Annotated in this window: 18 protein-coding genes; 9 read left to right on the forward strand and 9 right to left on the reverse strand. The window is 44.4% G+C overall.

Going from position 1 to position 18396, the window contains the following annotated elements; translation table 11 throughout:
* Positions 1-248: 248 nt before the first annotated feature.
* From ACMAZD_RS14430 to yacG, 7 genes are all read left to right on the forward strand, one after another.
* Positions 249-665 (forward strand): pilin, encoded by a 417-nt coding sequence (locus tag ACMAZD_RS14430; RefSeq protein WP_435249386.1) that lies wholly within the window; start codon positions 249-251, stop codon positions 663-665.
* A complete protein-coding gene (gene pilB / locus ACMAZD_RS14435; RefSeq protein ID WP_435247732.1) occupies positions 666-2351 on the forward strand; it encodes a type IV-A pilus assembly ATPase PilB in 1686 nt (561 codons plus the stop codon).
* 14 nt (positions 2352-2365) lie between these two features.
* The gene (locus ACMAZD_RS14440; RefSeq protein ID WP_435247733.1) at positions 2366-3595 is read left to right on the forward strand and encodes a type II secretion system F family protein; all 1230 of its coding nucleotides are present in this window, start codon (positions 2366-2368) and stop codon (positions 3593-3595) included.
* Between the two features lie 68 nt (positions 3596-3663).
* The gene (locus tag ACMAZD_RS14445) at positions 3664-4533 is read left to right on the forward strand and encodes a prepilin peptidase (RefSeq protein ID WP_435247734.1); all 870 of its coding nucleotides are present in this window, start codon (positions 3664-3666) and stop codon (positions 4531-4533) included.
* A gap of 2 nt (positions 4534-4535) precedes the next feature.
* Entirely contained in the window at positions 4536-5150 is a 615-nt protein-coding gene (gene coaE, locus ACMAZD_RS14450; RefSeq protein ID WP_435247735.1) for a dephospho-CoA kinase, read from the forward strand.
* A gap of 26 nt (positions 5151-5176) precedes the next feature.
* Positions 5177-5917, forward strand: a complete 741-nt coding sequence (gene zapD, locus ACMAZD_RS14455; RefSeq protein WP_435247736.1) for a cell division protein ZapD — start codon at positions 5177-5179, stop codon at positions 5915-5917.
* Between the two features lie 81 nt (positions 5918-5998).
* Positions 5999-6196: a DNA gyrase inhibitor YacG gene (gene yacG, locus ACMAZD_RS14460; RefSeq protein WP_435247737.1), complete on the forward strand. Its 198-nt coding sequence runs from the start codon at positions 5999-6001 to the stop codon at positions 6194-6196.
* 331 nt (positions 6197-6527) lie between these two features.
* On the opposite strand, the gene rplS is transcribed toward yacG, so the two are convergent.
* From rplS to ffh, 5 genes are all read right to left on the reverse strand, one after another.
* Positions 6528-6881, reverse strand: a complete 354-nt coding sequence (gene rplS, locus ACMAZD_RS14465; protein WP_009847607.1) for a 50S ribosomal protein L19 — start codon at positions 6879-6881, stop codon at positions 6528-6530.
* Positions 6882-6940: 59 nt separating this feature from the next.
* Complete coding sequence (gene trmD / locus ACMAZD_RS14470; protein ID WP_009847608.1) at positions 6941-7681, reverse strand: tRNA (guanosine(37)-N1)-methyltransferase TrmD; 741 nt, start codon at positions 7679-7681, stop codon at positions 6941-6943.
* 26 nt (positions 7682-7707) lie between these two features.
* Complete coding sequence (gene rimM, locus ACMAZD_RS14475) at positions 7708-8262, reverse strand: ribosome maturation factor RimM (RefSeq protein WP_009847609.1); 555 nt, start codon at positions 8260-8262, stop codon at positions 7708-7710.
* 26 nt (positions 8263-8288) lie between these two features.
* Positions 8289-8537, reverse strand: coding sequence for a 30S ribosomal protein S16 (rpsP, locus tag ACMAZD_RS14480; protein ID WP_004735508.1), 249 nt, complete (start codon positions 8535-8537; stop codon positions 8289-8291).
* A gap of 211 nt (positions 8538-8748) precedes the next feature.
* Positions 8749-10143 carry a signal recognition particle protein gene (ffh, locus tag ACMAZD_RS14485; protein ID WP_435247738.1) on the reverse strand — a complete coding sequence of 465 codons (1395 nt, stop codon included), beginning with the start codon at positions 10141-10143 and terminating at the stop codon, positions 8749-8751.
* Positions 10144-10343: 200 nt separating this feature from the next.
* Between ffh and ACMAZD_RS14490 the strand changes: the two genes are divergently transcribed.
* Both ACMAZD_RS14490 and ACMAZD_RS14495 read left to right on the forward strand, forming a co-directional pair.
* Complete coding sequence (locus tag ACMAZD_RS14490; RefSeq protein ID WP_019825854.1) at positions 10344-11138, forward strand: cytochrome C assembly family protein; 795 nt, start codon at positions 10344-10346, stop codon at positions 11136-11138.
* Positions 11139-11265: 127 nt separating this feature from the next.
* The gene (locus ACMAZD_RS14495) at positions 11266-12537 is read left to right on the forward strand and encodes an HlyC/CorC family transporter (RefSeq protein ID WP_435247739.1); all 1272 of its coding nucleotides are present in this window, start codon (positions 11266-11268) and stop codon (positions 12535-12537) included.
* A gap of 124 nt (positions 12538-12661) precedes the next feature.
* On the opposite strand, the gene luxS is transcribed toward ACMAZD_RS14495, so the two are convergent.
* From luxS to ACMAZD_RS14515, 4 genes are all read right to left on the reverse strand, one after another.
* On the reverse strand, positions 12662-13180 hold the full coding sequence (luxS, locus tag ACMAZD_RS14500) for an S-ribosylhomocysteine lyase (RefSeq protein WP_017079953.1): 519 nt from the start codon (positions 13178-13180) through the stop codon (positions 12662-12664).
* A 24-nt stretch (positions 13181-13204) separates the two neighbouring features.
* Positions 13205-13855, reverse strand: a complete 651-nt coding sequence (locus tag ACMAZD_RS14505) for a hypothetical protein (RefSeq protein WP_435247740.1) — start codon at positions 13853-13855, stop codon at positions 13205-13207.
* A 10-nt stretch (positions 13856-13865) separates the two neighbouring features.
* On the reverse strand, positions 13866-15434 hold the full coding sequence (gene gshA, locus ACMAZD_RS14510; protein ID WP_435247741.1) for a glutamate--cysteine ligase: 1569 nt from the start codon (positions 15432-15434) through the stop codon (positions 13866-13868).
* A gap of 99 nt (positions 15435-15533) precedes the next feature.
* Positions 15534-18392, reverse strand: a complete 2859-nt coding sequence (locus ACMAZD_RS14515) for a M16 family metallopeptidase (protein ID WP_435247742.1) — start codon at positions 18390-18392, stop codon at positions 15534-15536.
* Positions 18393-18396 lie beyond the last annotated feature (4 nt).

Consider the following 18396-nt stretch of genomic DNA (forward strand, 5'->3'; position numbering starts at 1 on the left):
AAATATAAATAATTTATTCATAAAGGCACGGTTAACTACCGTGCCTTTTTTATTGCCTAATTTATCAGTATTTCAATCACTTATTTAAGTTGGTCGCATAAATTTGCTCGCTATATGAAACACGGTACTAATAAATACCAAACCACTCGCGACCACACATGAACACCATTCCACTTCCCCATTCCGACTTCTATTCTCTCAATCAACCAGTGCTTGCGCTGAAACAAACTAAACAATGGAATAGAACAATGGATAACAAAAAGAGAAGAACAAATCAGAAAGGCTTTACGCTGATTGAATTGATGATTGTGGTGGCGATTATTGGTGTGTTATCGGCGATTGCTGTACCTGCATACAAGGATTATGTGTCAAAGAGCGAGCTAGCCTCTGGATTTGCCAGTGTAAAATCAATAATTACTCCAGCTGAACTTTACATCCAAGAAAATGGGTCATTATCAGGTGCAAACCCAAGTCTTTTGGGTATATCTGCTGGAGCTAACAGTCTAGGAAACCTTTCGGTTGGTACAAACACTGTTGTATTTACACATGATAATGGCGCGGTGACAGGAGCTATTTTTACTTATTCAAGAAGTACTACTACAGGATGGGCTTGCGCCTTAACAGGCCAACCAACAAATGTAGCAGCTCCAAAAGGTTGCTCATAAGTGCTAACCAACCTCCCCACGGTTCTACGTCAGGCTAATCTACTTAGTCTGACTCAAGAACAAGCCGTTGCGGAACATATACATGCTTCAGGAATTTCAACGCCTGAAGCTTTGCTCGTTCTTGATTTCTTCACCGGCGATTCCTTAGCAAATAACATCAAAACTATTTTCGGTTTACCGTTAGTACAACTAGCCAGTACTGACTACGAAGTCTTATGCGACCAATTAGGGCTTCGCGAGCTGATCACTAAATATCACGCTATTCCGATTTCAGTCTCTAGTTCGACTCTCACTCTCGCCTCAGCTGATCCAACCGACTTACAAGCAGAAGATGATTTCAGATTCGCGACCGGATTGCAGATAGAACTCGTTGTCGCTAACTACTCTGAATTAGAAGGCGCAATACGAAAGCTGTATGGACGATCTATTTTTGGGCAAGACTCCAAGCGTAAAGAGATCACCCAAGATGAACTCGCCAATCTCGTTGAAGTCTCTGACGATGAGATGACTTCTATTGAAGATCTCAGCCAAGACGACTCCCCTGTCAGCCGATTTATCAATCAGATACTGGTTGATGCGGTGCGTAAAGGAGCATCGGATATCCACTTTGAACCTTATGAAGAACGCTTCCGAGTACGACTGCGTTGTGATGGCATCCTTGTTGAAATACAGCAGCCCGCTTCCCATTTAAGTCGCCGTTTATCTGCTCGTTTAAAGATCCTCGCCAAGCTGGATATAGCTGAGCGTCGCTTACCTCAAGATGGTCGTATCAAGTTGCGTTTGAACGACGAACTCGCGATTGATATGCGCGTATCTACACTGCCAACCTTATGGGGAGAAAAGATCGTTCTTCGCCTTCTAGACAGCAGCGCGGCCAATCTCGATATCGACAAACTGGGTTACAGCGAGGATCAAAAAGCACTCTATCTCAATGCATTGAAACGTCCACAAGGTATGATTCTAATGACCGGCCCAACCGGCAGTGGTAAAACAGTTTCTCTCTACACTGGCCTTCGAGTGCTTAACACCTCTGAGCGCAACATCTCAACAGCCGAAGATCCGGTAGAGATCAATCTATGTGGGATCAATCAAGTTCAAGTCGCAACCAAAATCGGTTTTGGGTTTGCCGAAGCATTGCGATCGTTTTTACGACAAGATCCCGACGTGGTCATGGTTGGGGAGATCCGAGATTTAGAAACCGCAGAGATCGCGATCAAAGCATCGCAAACCGGACACCTCGTCCTTTCGACATTGCACACCAACTCCGCCGCAGAAACCGTAACTCGACTCGCTCACATGGGAATTGAACCCTTTAATCTTGCTTCATCATTAAGCCTGATTATCGCCCAACGACTGGCAAGACGATTGTGCAACCACTGTAAAGCTGCTGACGACTCTCCGGACATATTTCTGCGCCACTCCATCCCTAACAGCCAAACGATCTACAAAGCCAATCCAAAAGGGTGTGATGAATGTAACCAGGGATACTCCGGCCGAGTGGGTATCTATGAAGTTATGCCGTTTAGCGACCAACTGAAGAGCTGCCTGATCGACAAACCGAACGCGTTAGCCATTGAAAACTTGGCGCGCCGAGAAGGCATGCGAACATTACAAGAATCAGGGCTAGATAAATTGCTGGAAGGCACTACCAGCTATCAAGAACTACAACGTGTTCTGTACCTATAATTCACGGAGCGAGAATGAGTAGTAAAAACAAAAAATCACAACTAAAAAACTACCATTGGAAGGGAATGAACAGCTCCGGAAAGAAAGTCTCAGGGCAAACCTTAGCATTGACGGAATTAGAGGTACGAGAAAAGCTCAAAGACCAGCATATCCAAATAAAGAAAATCAAAAAGAAAAGCATCTCAGCACTGACTCGTTTAACGCACCGAGTTAAGGCCAAAGACATCACAGTACTAACTCGGCAACTCGCGACCATGTTAGCAACGGGTGTTCCTATCGTGCAGGCCATCAAGTTAGTCTCAGACAACCATCGTAAAGCTGAGATTAAGTCTATCTTGTCGCATATCTGTAAAGGCGTGGAAGCAGGCACTCCGATTTCAAAAGCCATGCGCACCGCAAGCCGTCACTTTGATGATCTGTATACCGAATTAGTTGCGACAGGAGAACTCTCAGGAAACCTAGCGCAAGTCTTTGAACGTTTGGCGACATACCGTGAAAAAAGTGAGCAACTAAAATCTAAGGTTATAAAGGCTCTCATCTACCCAGCAATGGTTGTTGCGGTCGCCCTTACCGTTTCCTATTTAATGCTGACCATAGTCATCCCGGAATTTGAATCGATGTTTTCTGGTTTCGGAGCAGACTTACCTTGGTTCACTCAGCAAGTGCTTTACCTTTCCCATTGGATGCGGGCCTACAGTTTCTATACTGCTATCGGTGTTAGTTTATTATTCCTGTCCATTCAGCAACTGCGTCAGCGATCTTACTCGATTCGACTTTCAACCAGTCGTCTTGGTTTACGCTTCCCTATCTTGGGTATTGTCATCACTAAGGCATCAATTGCAAAATTCAGCCGGACGCTATCAACCAGTTTTGGTTCTGGGATTCCCATCTTAACTAGCCTAAAAACCACAGCTAAAACAGCGGGGAATCTGCACTATGAATCGGCAATCATCGAGGTTCACCGTGAGACTGCCGCAGGCATGCCGATGTACATTGCAATGCGCAATACCAACGCCTTCCCGGAAATGGTTTTACAGATGGTGATGATAGGTGAAGAGTCCGGAAACCTTGATGATATGCTCAATAAAGTCGCTTCCATTTATGAGTTTGAAGTAGATAACACCGTCGATAATCTAGGTAAAATTCTCGAACCGCTGATTATTGTCTTTTTAGGTACGGTTGTTGGTGGGCTTGTTATCGCGATGTACTTACCGATCTTTAATCTTATGAGTGTGTTAGGATAGCCAAAAGCAACCAAACACCCATGAGTAGCCAATCTCTACTCATATAGATCAAGTGGTAAAAGGACACTATGGAAGTATTTCACTACTATCCTTGGCTATTCCCCGTATTAGCTTTCATTTTTAGCCTTATTATCGGCAGTTTTCTCAACGTCGTCATACACCGTTTACCTATTATGATGGAGCGAGAATGGCAACAAGAGTGCTCGGAGTATTTCTCTCAGTATAAGATTCCAGCACCAGAGGGAAAGTTTAATCTCAGCATTCCTCGTTCTACCTGCCCAAAATGCAAAACCCAATTAAGGGTAATCGACAATATTCCTGTATTAAGCTGGTTGTTCTTAAAAGGTAAATGCCATAGCTGCGCTAACCCAATCAGTGCTCGCTACCCTTTGGTCGAACTGCTTACCGCAATCCTTTGTACCGTAGTCGCTAGTCATTTGGGTTTCAGTTACTATGCCATCACCCTGATCTTTTTCACGTTTGCCTTGATTACCGCAACCTTTATCGATCTCGATACCATGCTGCTGCCTGATCAAATCACCTTACCTTTAGTTTGGTCTGGTATCGCTTTAGCTCTGTTTAACGTCAGCCCAGTATCGCTTCAAGATTCCGTGATTGGTGCAATGGCTGGCTACCTAGCCCTATGGTCCGTCTATTGGCTGTTTAAGCTACTAACAAGCAAAGAAGGCATGGGTTACGGCGACTTCAAGCTTCTGGCTGCGCTTGGTGCATGGCTTGGCTGGCAGCACCTACCAATGATCATTCTTTTGTCGTCGCTGGTCGGTTTGATTTTCGGCTTAATTCAACTTCGCTTGAAACAACAAGGCATAGATAAAGCCTTCCCATTTGGTCCCTACCTCGCGATTGCTGGTTGGGTAAGCCTATTGTGGGGTAATGACATCATGGGTTGGTATTTCACTTCTGTGTTAGGGATTTAATCATGGCAATCATTATCGGATTAAGTGGTGGTATCGCTAGTGGCAAAACCACGGTAGCCAACCTATTCAATCAGCATTTCAATATTGATATTGTCGATGCTGATATCGTGGCACGCGAAGTGGTGGCGTTGGGCAGCGAAGGTCTAAAACAGATCGCTACTCATTTTGGTGAAGGCATATTAGTCAAAGATGGGACACTAAACCGAGCTAAACTTCGAGAAGTGATCTTCACTGACCCCACAGAAAAACAATGGCTCAATGATCTTCTTCATCCAATGATCCGCGACAAAATTGACAGTGACCTGTCTAAAGTCACATCTCCTTATGCTTTATTAGTCGCACCGCTATTGGTTGAAAACCAAATGCAAGGCATGGCCGATCGCGTTTTAATCATTGATGTGCCTACAGAAGTGCAAATAGAACGCACAATGAGTCGTGACAATGTTTCAAAGGAACAGGTTACAGCAATTTTAAAATCACAGGCTTCAAGAGAACAGCGCTTAGCGGTTGCAGATGACGTGATTAAAAACCATACTAAAAACCAAGAACTTTTGCCTCAAATCACAGATTTACATCAAAAGTACCTGGCAATCAGTACAGTAGATGGGTCAGAATAGAACTATGTTGAATGAAGGTTTGCTTGATGATCACCCATAAATTTGAACATCCTCTAAATGAGAAAACAAGAATCTACTTAAGAGTTGAATCACTCTTAAGGCAGCTCCACCTGTCTTCTACATTTTCTGATGCTCAACAGTATCAACTCTTTTTCCGTTCAATCTTTGATCTGATTGAAATATTCGAACAGATCCAACTTAAGAGTGAACTTGCGAAAGACATTGAGAAACAACGTGTAACCTACAAGAGTTGGTTAGATGTTGAAGGTGTCGATCAAGAGATGCTAACGTCGTTACTTAATGATATTGGCAACATCTATCGCGAACTGATGCAGGCCGAGCGTTTTGGGCAATCCCTAAAAGAAGACCGCTTCCTGAGTGCGATTCGTCAGCGCTTTAATTTACCCGGTGGTTCGTGCTGCTTTGATTTACCCGCACTGCATTATTGGCTACACCTGCCTCTCGATAAAAAAATGAGAGATGCCAAAGCATGGATGGACAGCCTACAACCGCTGTATGAAGCGTTGACACTGTGGTTAAAGCTCACCAGAGAGACTGGTCACTTTAAAGAACAAGTCGCTCGTGCAGGCTTCTTCCAGAGCGATGCTGATGAAGCAAATATCCTTCGCCTTTCTATTCCAATGCAATACGGTGCCTACCCGATGATCTCGGGACATAAAAACCGTTTTGCTGTTAAGTTCATGAGTTTTGAAACCGGCCAAGCCTGTACGCAAGATATCGAATTTGAATTGGCTATCTGCACCTAATCAATTTCCTTTTATAGTTTGGCTTGAGTCCTCACTCGAGCTTAAACTCTTTCTTACAATACCCTCTAATTAAGAATCACTATGTCGAAAAAAATCACCATCGTAAAATGCCCTCAATGTAATACTGACGTTGAATGGGGCGAGCAAAGCCCACATCGCCCGTTTTGCAGCAAGCAATGTCAGATGATTGATTTCGGAGAATGGGCAGACGAAGAAAACAGCATCGCTGGCGCACCAGACATGTCAGATAGCGATGGTTGGTCGGAATACCCACACTAAACGAGTAAATTTTGAAGGGTTGACGTTTACGTCAATCCTTTTTTATTGCCGGTAACAGGGTATTGGTAGAGATTCCATGTTCGTTCCTCTGTCAGTCTAGGGAATGACGGTTCTTTGGGTTATTAAGTTCTATTCATCACTGCCACCTTAAACTCAGCCTACTTCCAATAAATATCCATCACCCGACTACATAATTCCAGTTATCTATTCGTCATCCTCAAGAGCGAAGTACAAGCGAGTTGGAAATCTCTTATCTGCGAAGCTCTAAAAAAGCCAGCACAAAAAAGCGGAGCCAAATGGCTCCGCTTTTATCGATAGAATGCAAAAAGAATTACTTCTTAGTAAGCTTCTCTTTAATACGAGCTGACTTACCAGAACGCTCACGTAGGTAGTACAACTTGGCACGACGTACTGCACCACGGCGTTTAACTTCGATGCTATCAACCATTGGAGAGTGAGTTTGGAACGCACGCTCTACACCTTCACCGTTCGAAATCTTACGAACTGTGAATGCAGAGTGAAGACCACGGTTACGAATAGCGATTACAACGCCTTCGAAAGCCTGTAGACGCTCACGGTCACCTTCTTTTACCTTAACCTTAACTACAACAGTGTCACCTGGTGCGAATTTAGGAAGGTCTGATTTTAGTTGCTCTTCTTCAAGAGCCTTGATGATGTTGCTCATTTGTATAAATTCCTAGAATAAACTGATACTAAATTTAATAGGTTACTGCTTGCTTTTCGTTAAGAGCGTTGCTCTTTAATGAATTCAGCCAGTAATTGTTCCTGTTCGTCAGTCAGAGCTAGGTTTTCCAGGAGTTCTGGTCTTCTTAGCCAAGTTCGGCCCAACGATTGTTTCAATCGCCAGCGACGAATGTCCTTATGGTTTCCAGACTTGAGTACCGAAGGTACATCTTTATCGTCTAGCACCTCAGGGCGCGTATAATGGGGGCAATCTAGCAAACCATTTGCAAAAGAATCTTCTTCTGCTGATGCGAAATCTCCCAGTACACCCGGAACAAACCGAGAGACTGAATCAATCAACGTCATGGCTGGCAACTCGCCACCCGTCATCACAAAATCTCCAATCGACCATTCTTCGTCGACTTCAGATTGAATGATGCGCTCATCTACCCCTTCATAGCGACCACAAATAAGAAGCAAGTTCTCGTTTGTTGCCAGCTCTTCAACACCTTGTTGGTCGAGTTTGCGACCTTGAGGTGAAAGGTAAATAACCTTCGTCTTTCCCGGTGCTGCCTGTTTGGCTGTTTGGATAGCATCGCGCAAAGGCTGAACCATCATTAACATGCCAGGACCACCACCGTAAGGTCTGTCATCAACAGTGCGATGTTTATCATGAGTGAAATCACGAGGATTCCATGTCTCAATAGATAAAAGACCTTTTTTAACCGCTTGACCTGTTACTCCAAAATCAGTAACAGAACGGAACATTTCAGGAAAAAGGCTAATAATGCCAACCCACATGTGTTCTCTCGCTCTGTAATTTGGAGTTAGAATCCAGGATCCCAGTCAACTTCGATCCGGCGAGCTTCGCGATCAACTTTCTTGATCACTTGCTCTTCAAGGTACGGGATTAACCGTTCCTTTTGGCCAAAAGCATCTTTAAGATTTGCTTTGATCACTAGAACATCGTTCGAGCCAGTTTCTAATAGGTCAGTGACCTCACCAAGATTGTAACCTTTAGTGGTAAAAACTTGCATACCGAACAATTCGCGCCAGTAGAATTCATCTTCTGATAATTCAGGTAATGAAGCAGGGTCAATAGCAATTTCAAAGTTGGTCATCAGTTGCGCGTCTTCACGTACATCTAATCCCGCTAGCTTACATACATAGCCTTGACCATGACGTTTCCAGCTTTCAACTTTATACTCAACCCACTCGCCCTTTAGCTTTAAATACCAAGGACTGTAATCAAATATGCTTTCAGCATTGTCTGTGTAGGAGAACACTTTAAGCCAGCCACGAATACCATAGGTAGACCCAAGTTTACCCATAACAATTCTTTCGTTTTGCTCGCTCATCGTTTCTTTACCCTTCATCGACATAAGCTATTTCTCTTTTTAAAAAAGAATTAAGCCGCTTTTTGAGCGTCTTTAACTAGCTTAGCTACGCGGTCAGATAGAGATGCGCCTTGACCAACCCAGTGGTTAACACGATCTAGGTCTAGACGTAGACCTTCTTCTTGACCTTGAGCAGTAGGGTTAAAGAAACCTACTTTCTCGATGAAACGGCCAGTTACAGAGTTACGGCTATCCGCAACTACGATTTGATAAAATGGGCGCTTCTTTGCACCGTGACGTGCCAAACGAATGGTTACCATGTCGTCCTCTTTGCTTTCTTAATAAAATAATTAACCCCAAGTATAAGTAAATAGCTTGGGGTCTCGTGCCAAATTAAAGCCCCGAAATTTTACTCTTATTCCGGGGCAATGCAAGGGCTTTAGCTATTTTTCACCAACATAGCCACCGTACACTTTCTGTGACACGGCTAACACTATGAAAAGTAACGGAGCTAAAGCTTACATTTGTAGATTATCGGCCAAACGGGTTAAAACCACCACCCATTCCGCCCATACCTCCACCGCCGCCCATCATGCCTTGCATGTTGCGCATCATGCCTTTCATTCCACCCTTCTGCATTTTCTTCATCATCTTCTGCATTTGAGTGAACTGTTTCAGCATTCGGTTTACATCTTGTACTTGAGTACCAGAACCTGCAGCAATACGCTTCTTGCGCGAGCCTTTGATTAGGTCAGGACGCTGGCGCTCTTTCATTGTCATAGAGTTGATGATCGCTTCCATTTGCTTGAACATCTTGTCATCCACTTTATCTTTTACGTTGTCCGGTAGCTGAGACATGCCTGGAAGCTTATCCATCATGCCCATCATACCGCCCATGTTCTGCATTTGTCCTAGCTGTTCACGGAAGTCTTCAAGGTCAAAGCCTTTCTTCTCTTTGAACTTCTTAGCCAGTTTCTCTGCTTTCTCGGTATCAACGTTTTTCTGTAGGTCTTCAATAAGAGACAGTACGTCGCCCATACCAAGGATACGAGAAGCAACACGATCTGGGTGGAACGGTTCTAGTGCATCAGTTTTTTCACCAACACCCAAGAATTTAATCGGTTTACCTGTGATATGACGAACAGACAGTGCAGCACCACCACGTGCATCACCATCCACTTTCGTTAAGATAACACCAGTAAGTGGTAGCGTATCGCCAAAGGCTTTTGCAGTATTCGCAGCATCTTGACCTGTCATTGCATCAACAACGAACAGTGTCTCTACTGGGTTAATTGCAGTATGAAGCTCTTTGATCTCCCCCATCATATCTTCATCGATAGCCAAACGACCGGCAGTATCGACAATTAGTACGTCGTAGAATTTCTTCTTCGCGTGGTCGATTGCGGCGTTTGCAATATCAAGAGGCTTTTGGTCAGCTGAGGATGGGAAGAAGTCGACACCAACATCGCTGGCTAAGGTTTCAAGCTGTTTGATCGCTGCTGGACGATAAACGTCGGCAGACACAACCAAAACTTTCTTCTTGTCACGCTCAGTCAGGAGCTTAGATAGCTTACCTACCGATGTGGTTTTACCCGCACCTTGTAGACCCGCCATTAAGATAACTGCTGGCGGTTGTGCTGCTAGGTCAAGAGCCTCGTTAGACTCCCCCATAACAGCTTCAAGTTCAGCTTGAACGATCTTAATGAATTCTTGGCCAGGTGTTAGAGATTTAGATACCTCAACACCAACAGCGCCTTCTTTTACGCGCTTAACAAAATCACGGACAACTGGCAGTGCAACGTCGGCTTCAAGTAGCGCCATACGTACTTCACGCAGCGTCTCTTTAATATTGTCTTCGGTCAGGCGACCTTTACCGCTGATATTCTTCAGCGTTTTGGATAGACGATCCGTTAAGTTATCAAACATAGTTTTCTCTTCGCTCAATCCTGCGACTATTACTGTGAGTATACATTAGCGTGGATTAGAGTCATACCCGTTGTAGAGCGTTAATCATCCACGCTTGTGATGTGAGACATTGTTCCTTTGGAATTGAGTGAGGTTCACCATAGCCCCAAAGAGCGATGCAAGGTATAATTCGGCAACTAGTAATCATTTAAATGGATACCATGGACAGTCTTATTGCGATTGCAGCAGCCTTTCTTTATACAATGGCGATTTCCACGATCATTCCAGGTCTCGTGCACCAAACAGGAATCCGTGTAAAAACGGTGTTTATCAGCGCATTACTTGCTTTAGCTTTCCATGCTTGGTTGCTTGGCGATTTAATCTTTAATGCCAGTGGTCAAAACCTCAGTATCTTAAACGTTGCTTCTTTAATCAGTTTGATCATATCTGTGGTCATGAGCGGTGCTATGCTCAAAACACGTTTGTGGTTCATCTTACCTGTTGTTTATAGCTTCGCTGCTCTAAATCTAATGGCTGCCACTTTTCTTCCTAGCACCTTCATCAAACACTTAGAGAATGATCCAAAACTGCTTGTGCACATCTCTTTGGCGCTCTTCTCATACGCGACACTAACTATCGGCGCGCTATACGCCCTACAACTCGCGTGGCTCGATCACAAACTTAAAAAGAAAAAAGCGTTAGTAATAAACCCTAACCTACCTCCATTAATGATGGTGGAAAGACAACTTTTCAAGATCATTCTTATCGGTAATGGTTTATTAACAGGCACCTTGTTGACCGGGCTTATCTTCGTACAAGATATGTTTGCTCAAGGAAAGGCGCACAAAGCCGTGTTGTCTTTTATTGCTTGGGTTATCTACTCCATCCTTCTTTGGGGTCATTATCAGAAAGGTTGGCGTGGACAGAAAGTTACTTGGTTCGCCCTTGCGGGTGCCAGCATGCTCACATTAGCCTACTTCGGTAGCCGCTTCGTTCAGGAAATAATCCTGAATTAGTCTGTAAAATAAAGGCAAGGTCTCACACACCTTGCCTTTAAAATGTTGAGTCCGTTAGATTCAATTGACATCTCGACCATGTTCGGTCATAAATTAATCAAGATACACAAATAGGAAAAGAATAGTTTTGGACGACATATCAACGGGTATCTTATTTGCGCTACTCGCGTGTCTCATCGTAATTTCTGGTTATTTCTCTGGTTCTGAAACGGGCATGATGTCCCTGAACCGCTACCGTTTAAAGCACTTAGCCAATACGGGCCATAAAGGTGCCAAACGCGTAGAAAAACTTCTGAGTCGTCCAGACAGATTGATCGGCCTCATTCTCATCGGCAACAATCTCGTCAACATTCTTGCATCTGCGATCGCTACGATTCTTGGTATGCGTATCTATGGGGATATCGGTGTTGCAATCGCAACCGGAGCCCTGACCCTAGTGATCCTCGTCTTTGCTGAGGTTACCCCAAAAACCATCGCCTCACTTTTTCCAGAACGAGTGTCTTACGCCAGCAGTATTCTATTAATGATACTGATGAAGGTGCTGTCTCCACTGGTTATCTTGGTTAACTTTATTACTAACGGCTTCATTCGTATCTTAGGTGTCAAAGCCAGCCATGATGCGACCGACCATTTGAGCTCAGAAGAACTTAGAACCGTAGTAAATGAAGCGGGAACCTTGATACCTCAACGCCACCAAGATATGTTGGTTTCTATTCTAGATTTAGAGCACGTCACCGTGAATGACATCATGGTGCCACGTAATGAGATCACTGGCATCGACATCAACGATGATTGGAAGTCTATCGTCCGTCAGCTTACTCACTCTCCTCATGGTCGTGTAGTTCTGTATCGAGATCAGATAGATGAAGTGGTTGGTATGCTGAGGCTGCGTGAAGCTTATCGCTTGATGCTTGAAAAGAATGAATTCAATAAAGAGACATTGTTGCGTGCCGCAGATGAAATCTACTTTATTCCTGAAGCGACGCCACTCAACATTCAACTGCTTAAATTCCAACGCAACAAACAGCGTATTGGCTTGATCGTCGATGAGTATGGCGATATCAACGGCTTGGTCACGCTAGAAGATATTCTTGAAGAGATCGTGGGCGAATTTACGACCTCTATCGCACCGAGCTTATCTGAAGAGATCACTCCACAGAGTGATGGTAGCTTCTTAATTGAAGGCAGCGCCAATATCCGAGATATCAACAAGGGCTTGCAGTGGACATTGCCTACAGACGGTCCAAGAACACTCAATGGCCTGATATTAGAACATCTAGAAGATATCCCAGAAAGTCACCTCAGTGTTCAGGTTGCCAGTCATCCGATGGAAATCGTTGAACTCGAAGAGAACCGTATCAAGCTAGTACGCGTGTTTCCGCAGGTAGCTAACGGGTAATAGCGACTCAGACAAAAAACAAAAGGCCCGGTTCATTGAACCGGGCCTTTTAGTATCTAACTCACTCTGTCTCTAAAGTGAAATATATCTAGAGTAAAGCGCATTCAAGGTGGACTATCAGTGATTAGTCGATTTTAAGCTCTTGAAGCATCGACTCTGGCAGTGCCAATTCATCATTTTTGTTTACAGAGATCCCTGCAGCGATGATCGCGTTGGCGATATCTTTCGCTTCATCCAAAGAGTGCATTGCCGCAGTACCACATTGGTATTCGTTCAACTCAGGGATCTTATTTTGATTCTCAACTTTCAGTACATCTTGCATTGCAGCCAACCAACCGTCTGCCACTTGCTGCTCTGAAGGCGTACCAATCAAGCTCATGTAGAAACCAGTACGGCAACCCATCGGTGAAATATCGATGATCTCTACATCTGAACCGTTCAATTGATTACGCATGAATCCAGCGTATAGGTGCTCTAGAGTATGGATACCTTTTTCAGATAGGATATCTTTATTTGGTGCCGTAAAACGCAGGTCAAATACCGTAATGGTATCCCCTTTTGGGGTTTGCATTGTTTTAGCTACACGAACCGCAGGTGCGTTCATGCGCGTATGATCAACAGTAAAACTATCTAATAAAGGCATTGCTATTCTCCATGACGGTTGGCTTTAGAAAAACCAACTTCTATTGTCTTCTAGTTCTTTACGACACTGTTTAAGCTGCCATCCATAATCTTTTGCTTGCTGTTCGACTTTGCGCGCCACCTTAATCAAAGATGGCTTGCTGTTATACGATTTACGCTTATAACCACCACGACCTTCATGATAAGCCAGGTATTGGTTATACGGATCCCATAATGAGATACCAAGCTGACGACGTGTCTCGCTGGTGTACCAACCGATGAACATCAATGCATCATCAAAGTTGGTTCTTGAGCCACCGTTATTCGTCGCCTTTTGGAAGTCTTCCCAAGCAGGGTCTTGAGCTTGTGCATAACCGTAAGCACTGCTCACACGGCCCCACGGAATAAAACCCAAAAGGTAATCTTTAGACGGCCGCGCATCATGACGGTAGCTACTCTCTTGTTTAACAAAAGCCATCGCTACGTTGATGGGCGTTCCCCACTCTTCTTGCATATCTAGCGCATCTTCGTACCACGAAGGGTGCTCTCTAAAAATACTGCAGATGTTACTTTGTTCTTTAGGCGGTGGCGTTGCACAACCAACCAAAAGGCTAGAGACAACACCAACAGTCACTACGGGCAGCCACTTTCCACTTACACGAGTGGACAGGCCGAATAAGGCTTGCTTCCTTTCCACCAAAGTCTCGCTATGCTTTTAAATACGAAAAATAATCCGTTAAGAAGCTGTCAAAATCTTGCGTACTGGCTTCTTCAGTTTGTTGCTGAGCAATCACAGAGCGTTGAACCTCTGCTTCCATCAGCTCAGCTGAATACACTTTGTATTGTTGTGCTTTGTGTTGTTGAGCGTAGGTTTTTCCTAGCGCACAACCGACTTTACCCAAACCACCTAATCTTTTGGTCTCTTCAAGTAGCTGACCAGAAATGGTTAATTCTGGATTATCTATCCAAGCTTCAAGCGTTTCGCACGTTTCTTGGTATACACGACCACCTTGCTCAGCATCCATCAACTCAGCGATAACACGAAGATCTTTGAATACGCGTTTAGCCCACTCTTGCAGAGACAGTCTCTCGCCATCACAACCAATCTTGAGCTCTAAACCAACCTGACGACCTTCTAAGATCACCTTGTTCCAGTTATCGCGCCAGCATTCAAGTTCGCAGTTATCCATCTCAGCAGAGTCGGTTAACACGCTCCAAGTTAAGAATAAATCTAAGAAACGAACTTGTTGCTCATTGATACCAATTGAGCTGAATGGGTTTACGTCTAAAGAGCGAACCTCGATGTACTCGACACCAGCACGAGCTAGTGCTTCTGATGGCTTTTCACCACTTTTAGCAACACGCTTAGGACGAATCGGTGCATAAAGTTCATTCTCGATTTGAAGAACATTGCTATTCAACTGACGGTATTCACCATCAACTTTAGTACCGATTTCGGCAAACTCTTCTGATGGTGTGCGAATCGCTTGGTTCAACCCCTCTAGGTACTGATCTAGGTTATTAAAGCCAATTTTCAATACACTTTGAGCACTGTTAGTGTAGCCAAGATCGCTAAGACGTAGTGCCGTTGCTTTTGGTAGATACAGCGTCTCGCCAATCTTTTCAAAAGGTAGCTTTGTCTCCCTGCCTTTGATGAAAGAAGGACATAGCGCAGGTGAAGCGCCGAAGAAATAAGGAATTAACCAACCAAAACGGTAGTAATTACGAATCAAACCAAAGTAAGAGTCGGATTTAGACTCACAACGCGCTTCTTCGGTTTGCTCTCCAAACAGGCTATCCCAAAAACTATCAGGGAAAGAGAAGTTGAAGTGAACACCTGAAATGATCTGCATCAGGCTACCGTAGCGACGCTTTAGGCCTTCACGATACAGAGTCTTCATCTTGCCATTGTTAGAGATGCCGTATTGCGCTAGCTGAATGTAATCTTCACTGCCCACATAACAAGGCATAGAAAGCGGCCACATCTTTTCGCTATCTAATTTGGTTTGTGTGAAATGGTGGATATCAGACAACTGATTCAAAAGCGTCGTAACGTCGTTAGAAACAGGCGTAATAAACTCCAGTAACGACTCAGAAAAGTCGGTCGTTACCCATCCGTTCATCAACGCAGACCCCAAAGCCTTTGGGTGCGGCCCAGTCGCAAGATGCCCATCTTCCGTGTAGCGTAACGTTTCCCTTTCAACTCCACGACCAAATTGAGAGAAGGTCTTAGGGTTGGTTGCAACTTGCTTTAGTCGCGCAGCAAAATCAGTCAAAATTCAGTTCACTTATCTTATATCGTTCTGATTAGAACTATCATAAATTAGGTCGGAGGAGAAAAATAGAGTCTTTTCCCTCCCCCTTTAATGTGTACTCTAACGAATGATTTCAAGCTCTTCTATTGGAATATCTAACTTTTCTAGTTGAGGACGAAGCGAAGCCGCGTCGCCAACAACAATTATTTGATAATCATTCGGGTCAAACCATTTCTTAGATAGCTCGTTTAATGTCTCTTTTGAGACTGTTTCAACTATCTGATTACGTTGTTGCAGGTAATCTTCGTCAAGGTTCAGCGCAACAATATTACTCAACAACCCAGCCTTTTGAGTTGGTGTTTCGTATTTAAGTGCATCTTGTTGACCGACGGCAAGACGCATAAATTTCACCTCTTCGTCAGTTAGTCCACTCTGACTGAATTCATTTAGCTCAGAGATAAACTCTTGAATCGATGGAACAGTCGCATTGGCTCTCACTTGAGCACTGAATACTACCGCACCAGTTTCACGCGTACTGGCGAAGTAACCGCTCGCACCGTAAGTGTAGGCTTTGTCCTCACGTAGATTCTGGTTGATACGGCTATTGAAGTTACCGGCTAAATTAAAGTTAGCCAGCTGGCTCAAATACAACTCACCGGTAGCGTCAAACGGTAACCCTTTACGAACCAGGCGAACAATGCTTTGCGGCGCACCCGGTTTATCGACCAAGTACAAGTGCTGACCAGAAAGCTCTTTGACGATCTGCGGACGCGTTAGTGGTGCCGCATCGCCTTGCCATTGTTCAAAGAATTGTAGCTGCTTCCCGACCTCTTTCTTCGAGATATCCCCTACAATAACAATATTAGCTCCCTCCGGAGTATAGTGCTGACTGTAAAACAGTTTTACATCGTCTAGAGTTAATGATTCTAGAGAGTCCTTAGTGCCATCACTTGCACGAGCAAAAATACTGTCGCCAAACAGCACTTCACGGGTTGCTTGAGAAGCCATCCAGCTTGGCTGCTGGTGCTGATACACAACGCCTTCTAGCATCTGTTTCTTAACACGCTCGAAATCTTGCTCATCAAACTTAGGCTCAAATAGAACCTCTTGTACAATTGCTAAGGTTTGAGGCAGATTTTTCTCTAGCGTTGAAACAGAGATATCCGTGGTATAACTTCCAGCGCTAATGCTGACACTGCTACCTAGCTTATCTAAGGTCGCCTGTAACTCTTCAACCGTTCGTTTCGTCGAACCTTCTTCCATCATAGAAGCCGTTAAGTTCGCTAAGCCCTCTTGCCCTTTGCGAACATAGCGTTCGCCTGCAGGCAGTTGAATTTGTAGCTGCACTGTCGGCGTTTCACTGGTCACGGTACCAATCAAGTCAGTGCCGTTCGCAAAGTGCATGTGATATAGCTCAGGCATGGTCGCTTCAACGCCAAAGTTCACTTCTGGCATCACGCTGCGATCAAATGTGTTCGATACTTTTCTGAAGTTCAGCTGATCTTCAGTCACCTTGCTATATTCAGGTAACGTGCGAGCTGGAGTGGTGAATGTGGCTTCACGAACCGCGAGATCGAGCTGCTTCTTGGGAACGACACTCAAGGTAACCTTATGCTTGCCCTCGATGAAATCTTGGTATGCCTTGCTGACGCTTTCTGGTGTTACCGCTCGGATTTGATCGAGTTGTGATTCAATACGATCCGGTTGACCATAGAAGGTTTGATTCGAAGCCAGTTGTGAAACTTTCCCTTTGACACTTTGCAGAGCGAAAACCGCATCCGCTTCAGCCATACCGGTAATTTGGTCTAAACGTTCTTGTTCAACACCCTCTTTCGAGAACTGTTCTAAGGTATCCATCAACTCTTTGTTCAGAACCGTCAAATCACCTTTTTTACCAGAGTCGCCCATCGCATAAACATACATGGTACAAGCCAATTCAGCACAGTCATGGAATGAACCGGCACTCACCGCTTTTTGCGTCTTAACCAAATTTTGATATAGGTAACTGTTTGTACCAGAACCTAAAACATTAGACAGTGCATTTAACGAAGCTTGTGTTTCTTCACCACGATACGTCGTTGGCCAACCGACCAGTACCATCGGCTGACGAATATTATCCTTTAAGGTGATGTACTTATCTTCAGTCAGCACGGCAGGTTGTTTCTCAGCAGCCTTAACTTCAGGGCCTTGAAGGATTGGACCAAAGTACTTGTTAACCCACTCTAGCGTGTCATCAACATCGATATCGCCACCGATAGTCAACACGGCATTATTTGGGCCATACCAGCGTAGGAAGAAGGCTTTGAGGTCATTCACATCTACACGGTCTAAGTCTTCAACATAACCGATTGGTTGCCACGAATACGGGTGTCCTTCAGGGTAAAGCGCTTCACCCATTCGTTCCCACATTAAGCCATAAGGCCGATTTTCGTAGCTTTGAGCTCGCTCGTTCTTAACCGTGCCTCTTTGAACTTCAAATTTCTTCTGAGAAACCGCATCCAACAAAAAGCCCATACGGTCTGATTCCAACCACAACATTTTCTCAAGTTGATTAGATGGAACGGTTTCAAAATAGTTGGTACGGTCACGGTTGGTGGTGCCGTTTAACGAGCCACCAGCCTCGGTAATGATCTTAAAATGCTGTTGGTCACCAACGTTCTCAGAACCTTGGAACATCATGTGCTCAAAGAAGTGAGCAAAGCCTGACTTACCAATCTGTTCACGTGCAGAACCTACGTGATAAGTAACATCAACATGCACCAGTGGATCGGAATTGTCAGGAGAAAGAATAACGGTCAGGCCATTTTCAAGCTGATATTTCGCATACGGAATCACGACTTTATCTTTAGAAGGCTTAACTTCTTCTAATAAGGTGACACCTTCAGGTAGCGAAGAAAAGAAGGGGGTTGAGCTAGGTACATTGTAAGAACAGCCAGCGATGGCGATAAGAGAAAATGTACCAAGTAAAACCGTTTTCATAGGT

It is taken from the genome of Vibrio sp. nBUS_14, from assembly GCF_051201655.1.
Lineage (GTDB): Bacteria > Pseudomonadota > Gammaproteobacteria > Enterobacterales > Vibrionaceae > Vibrio.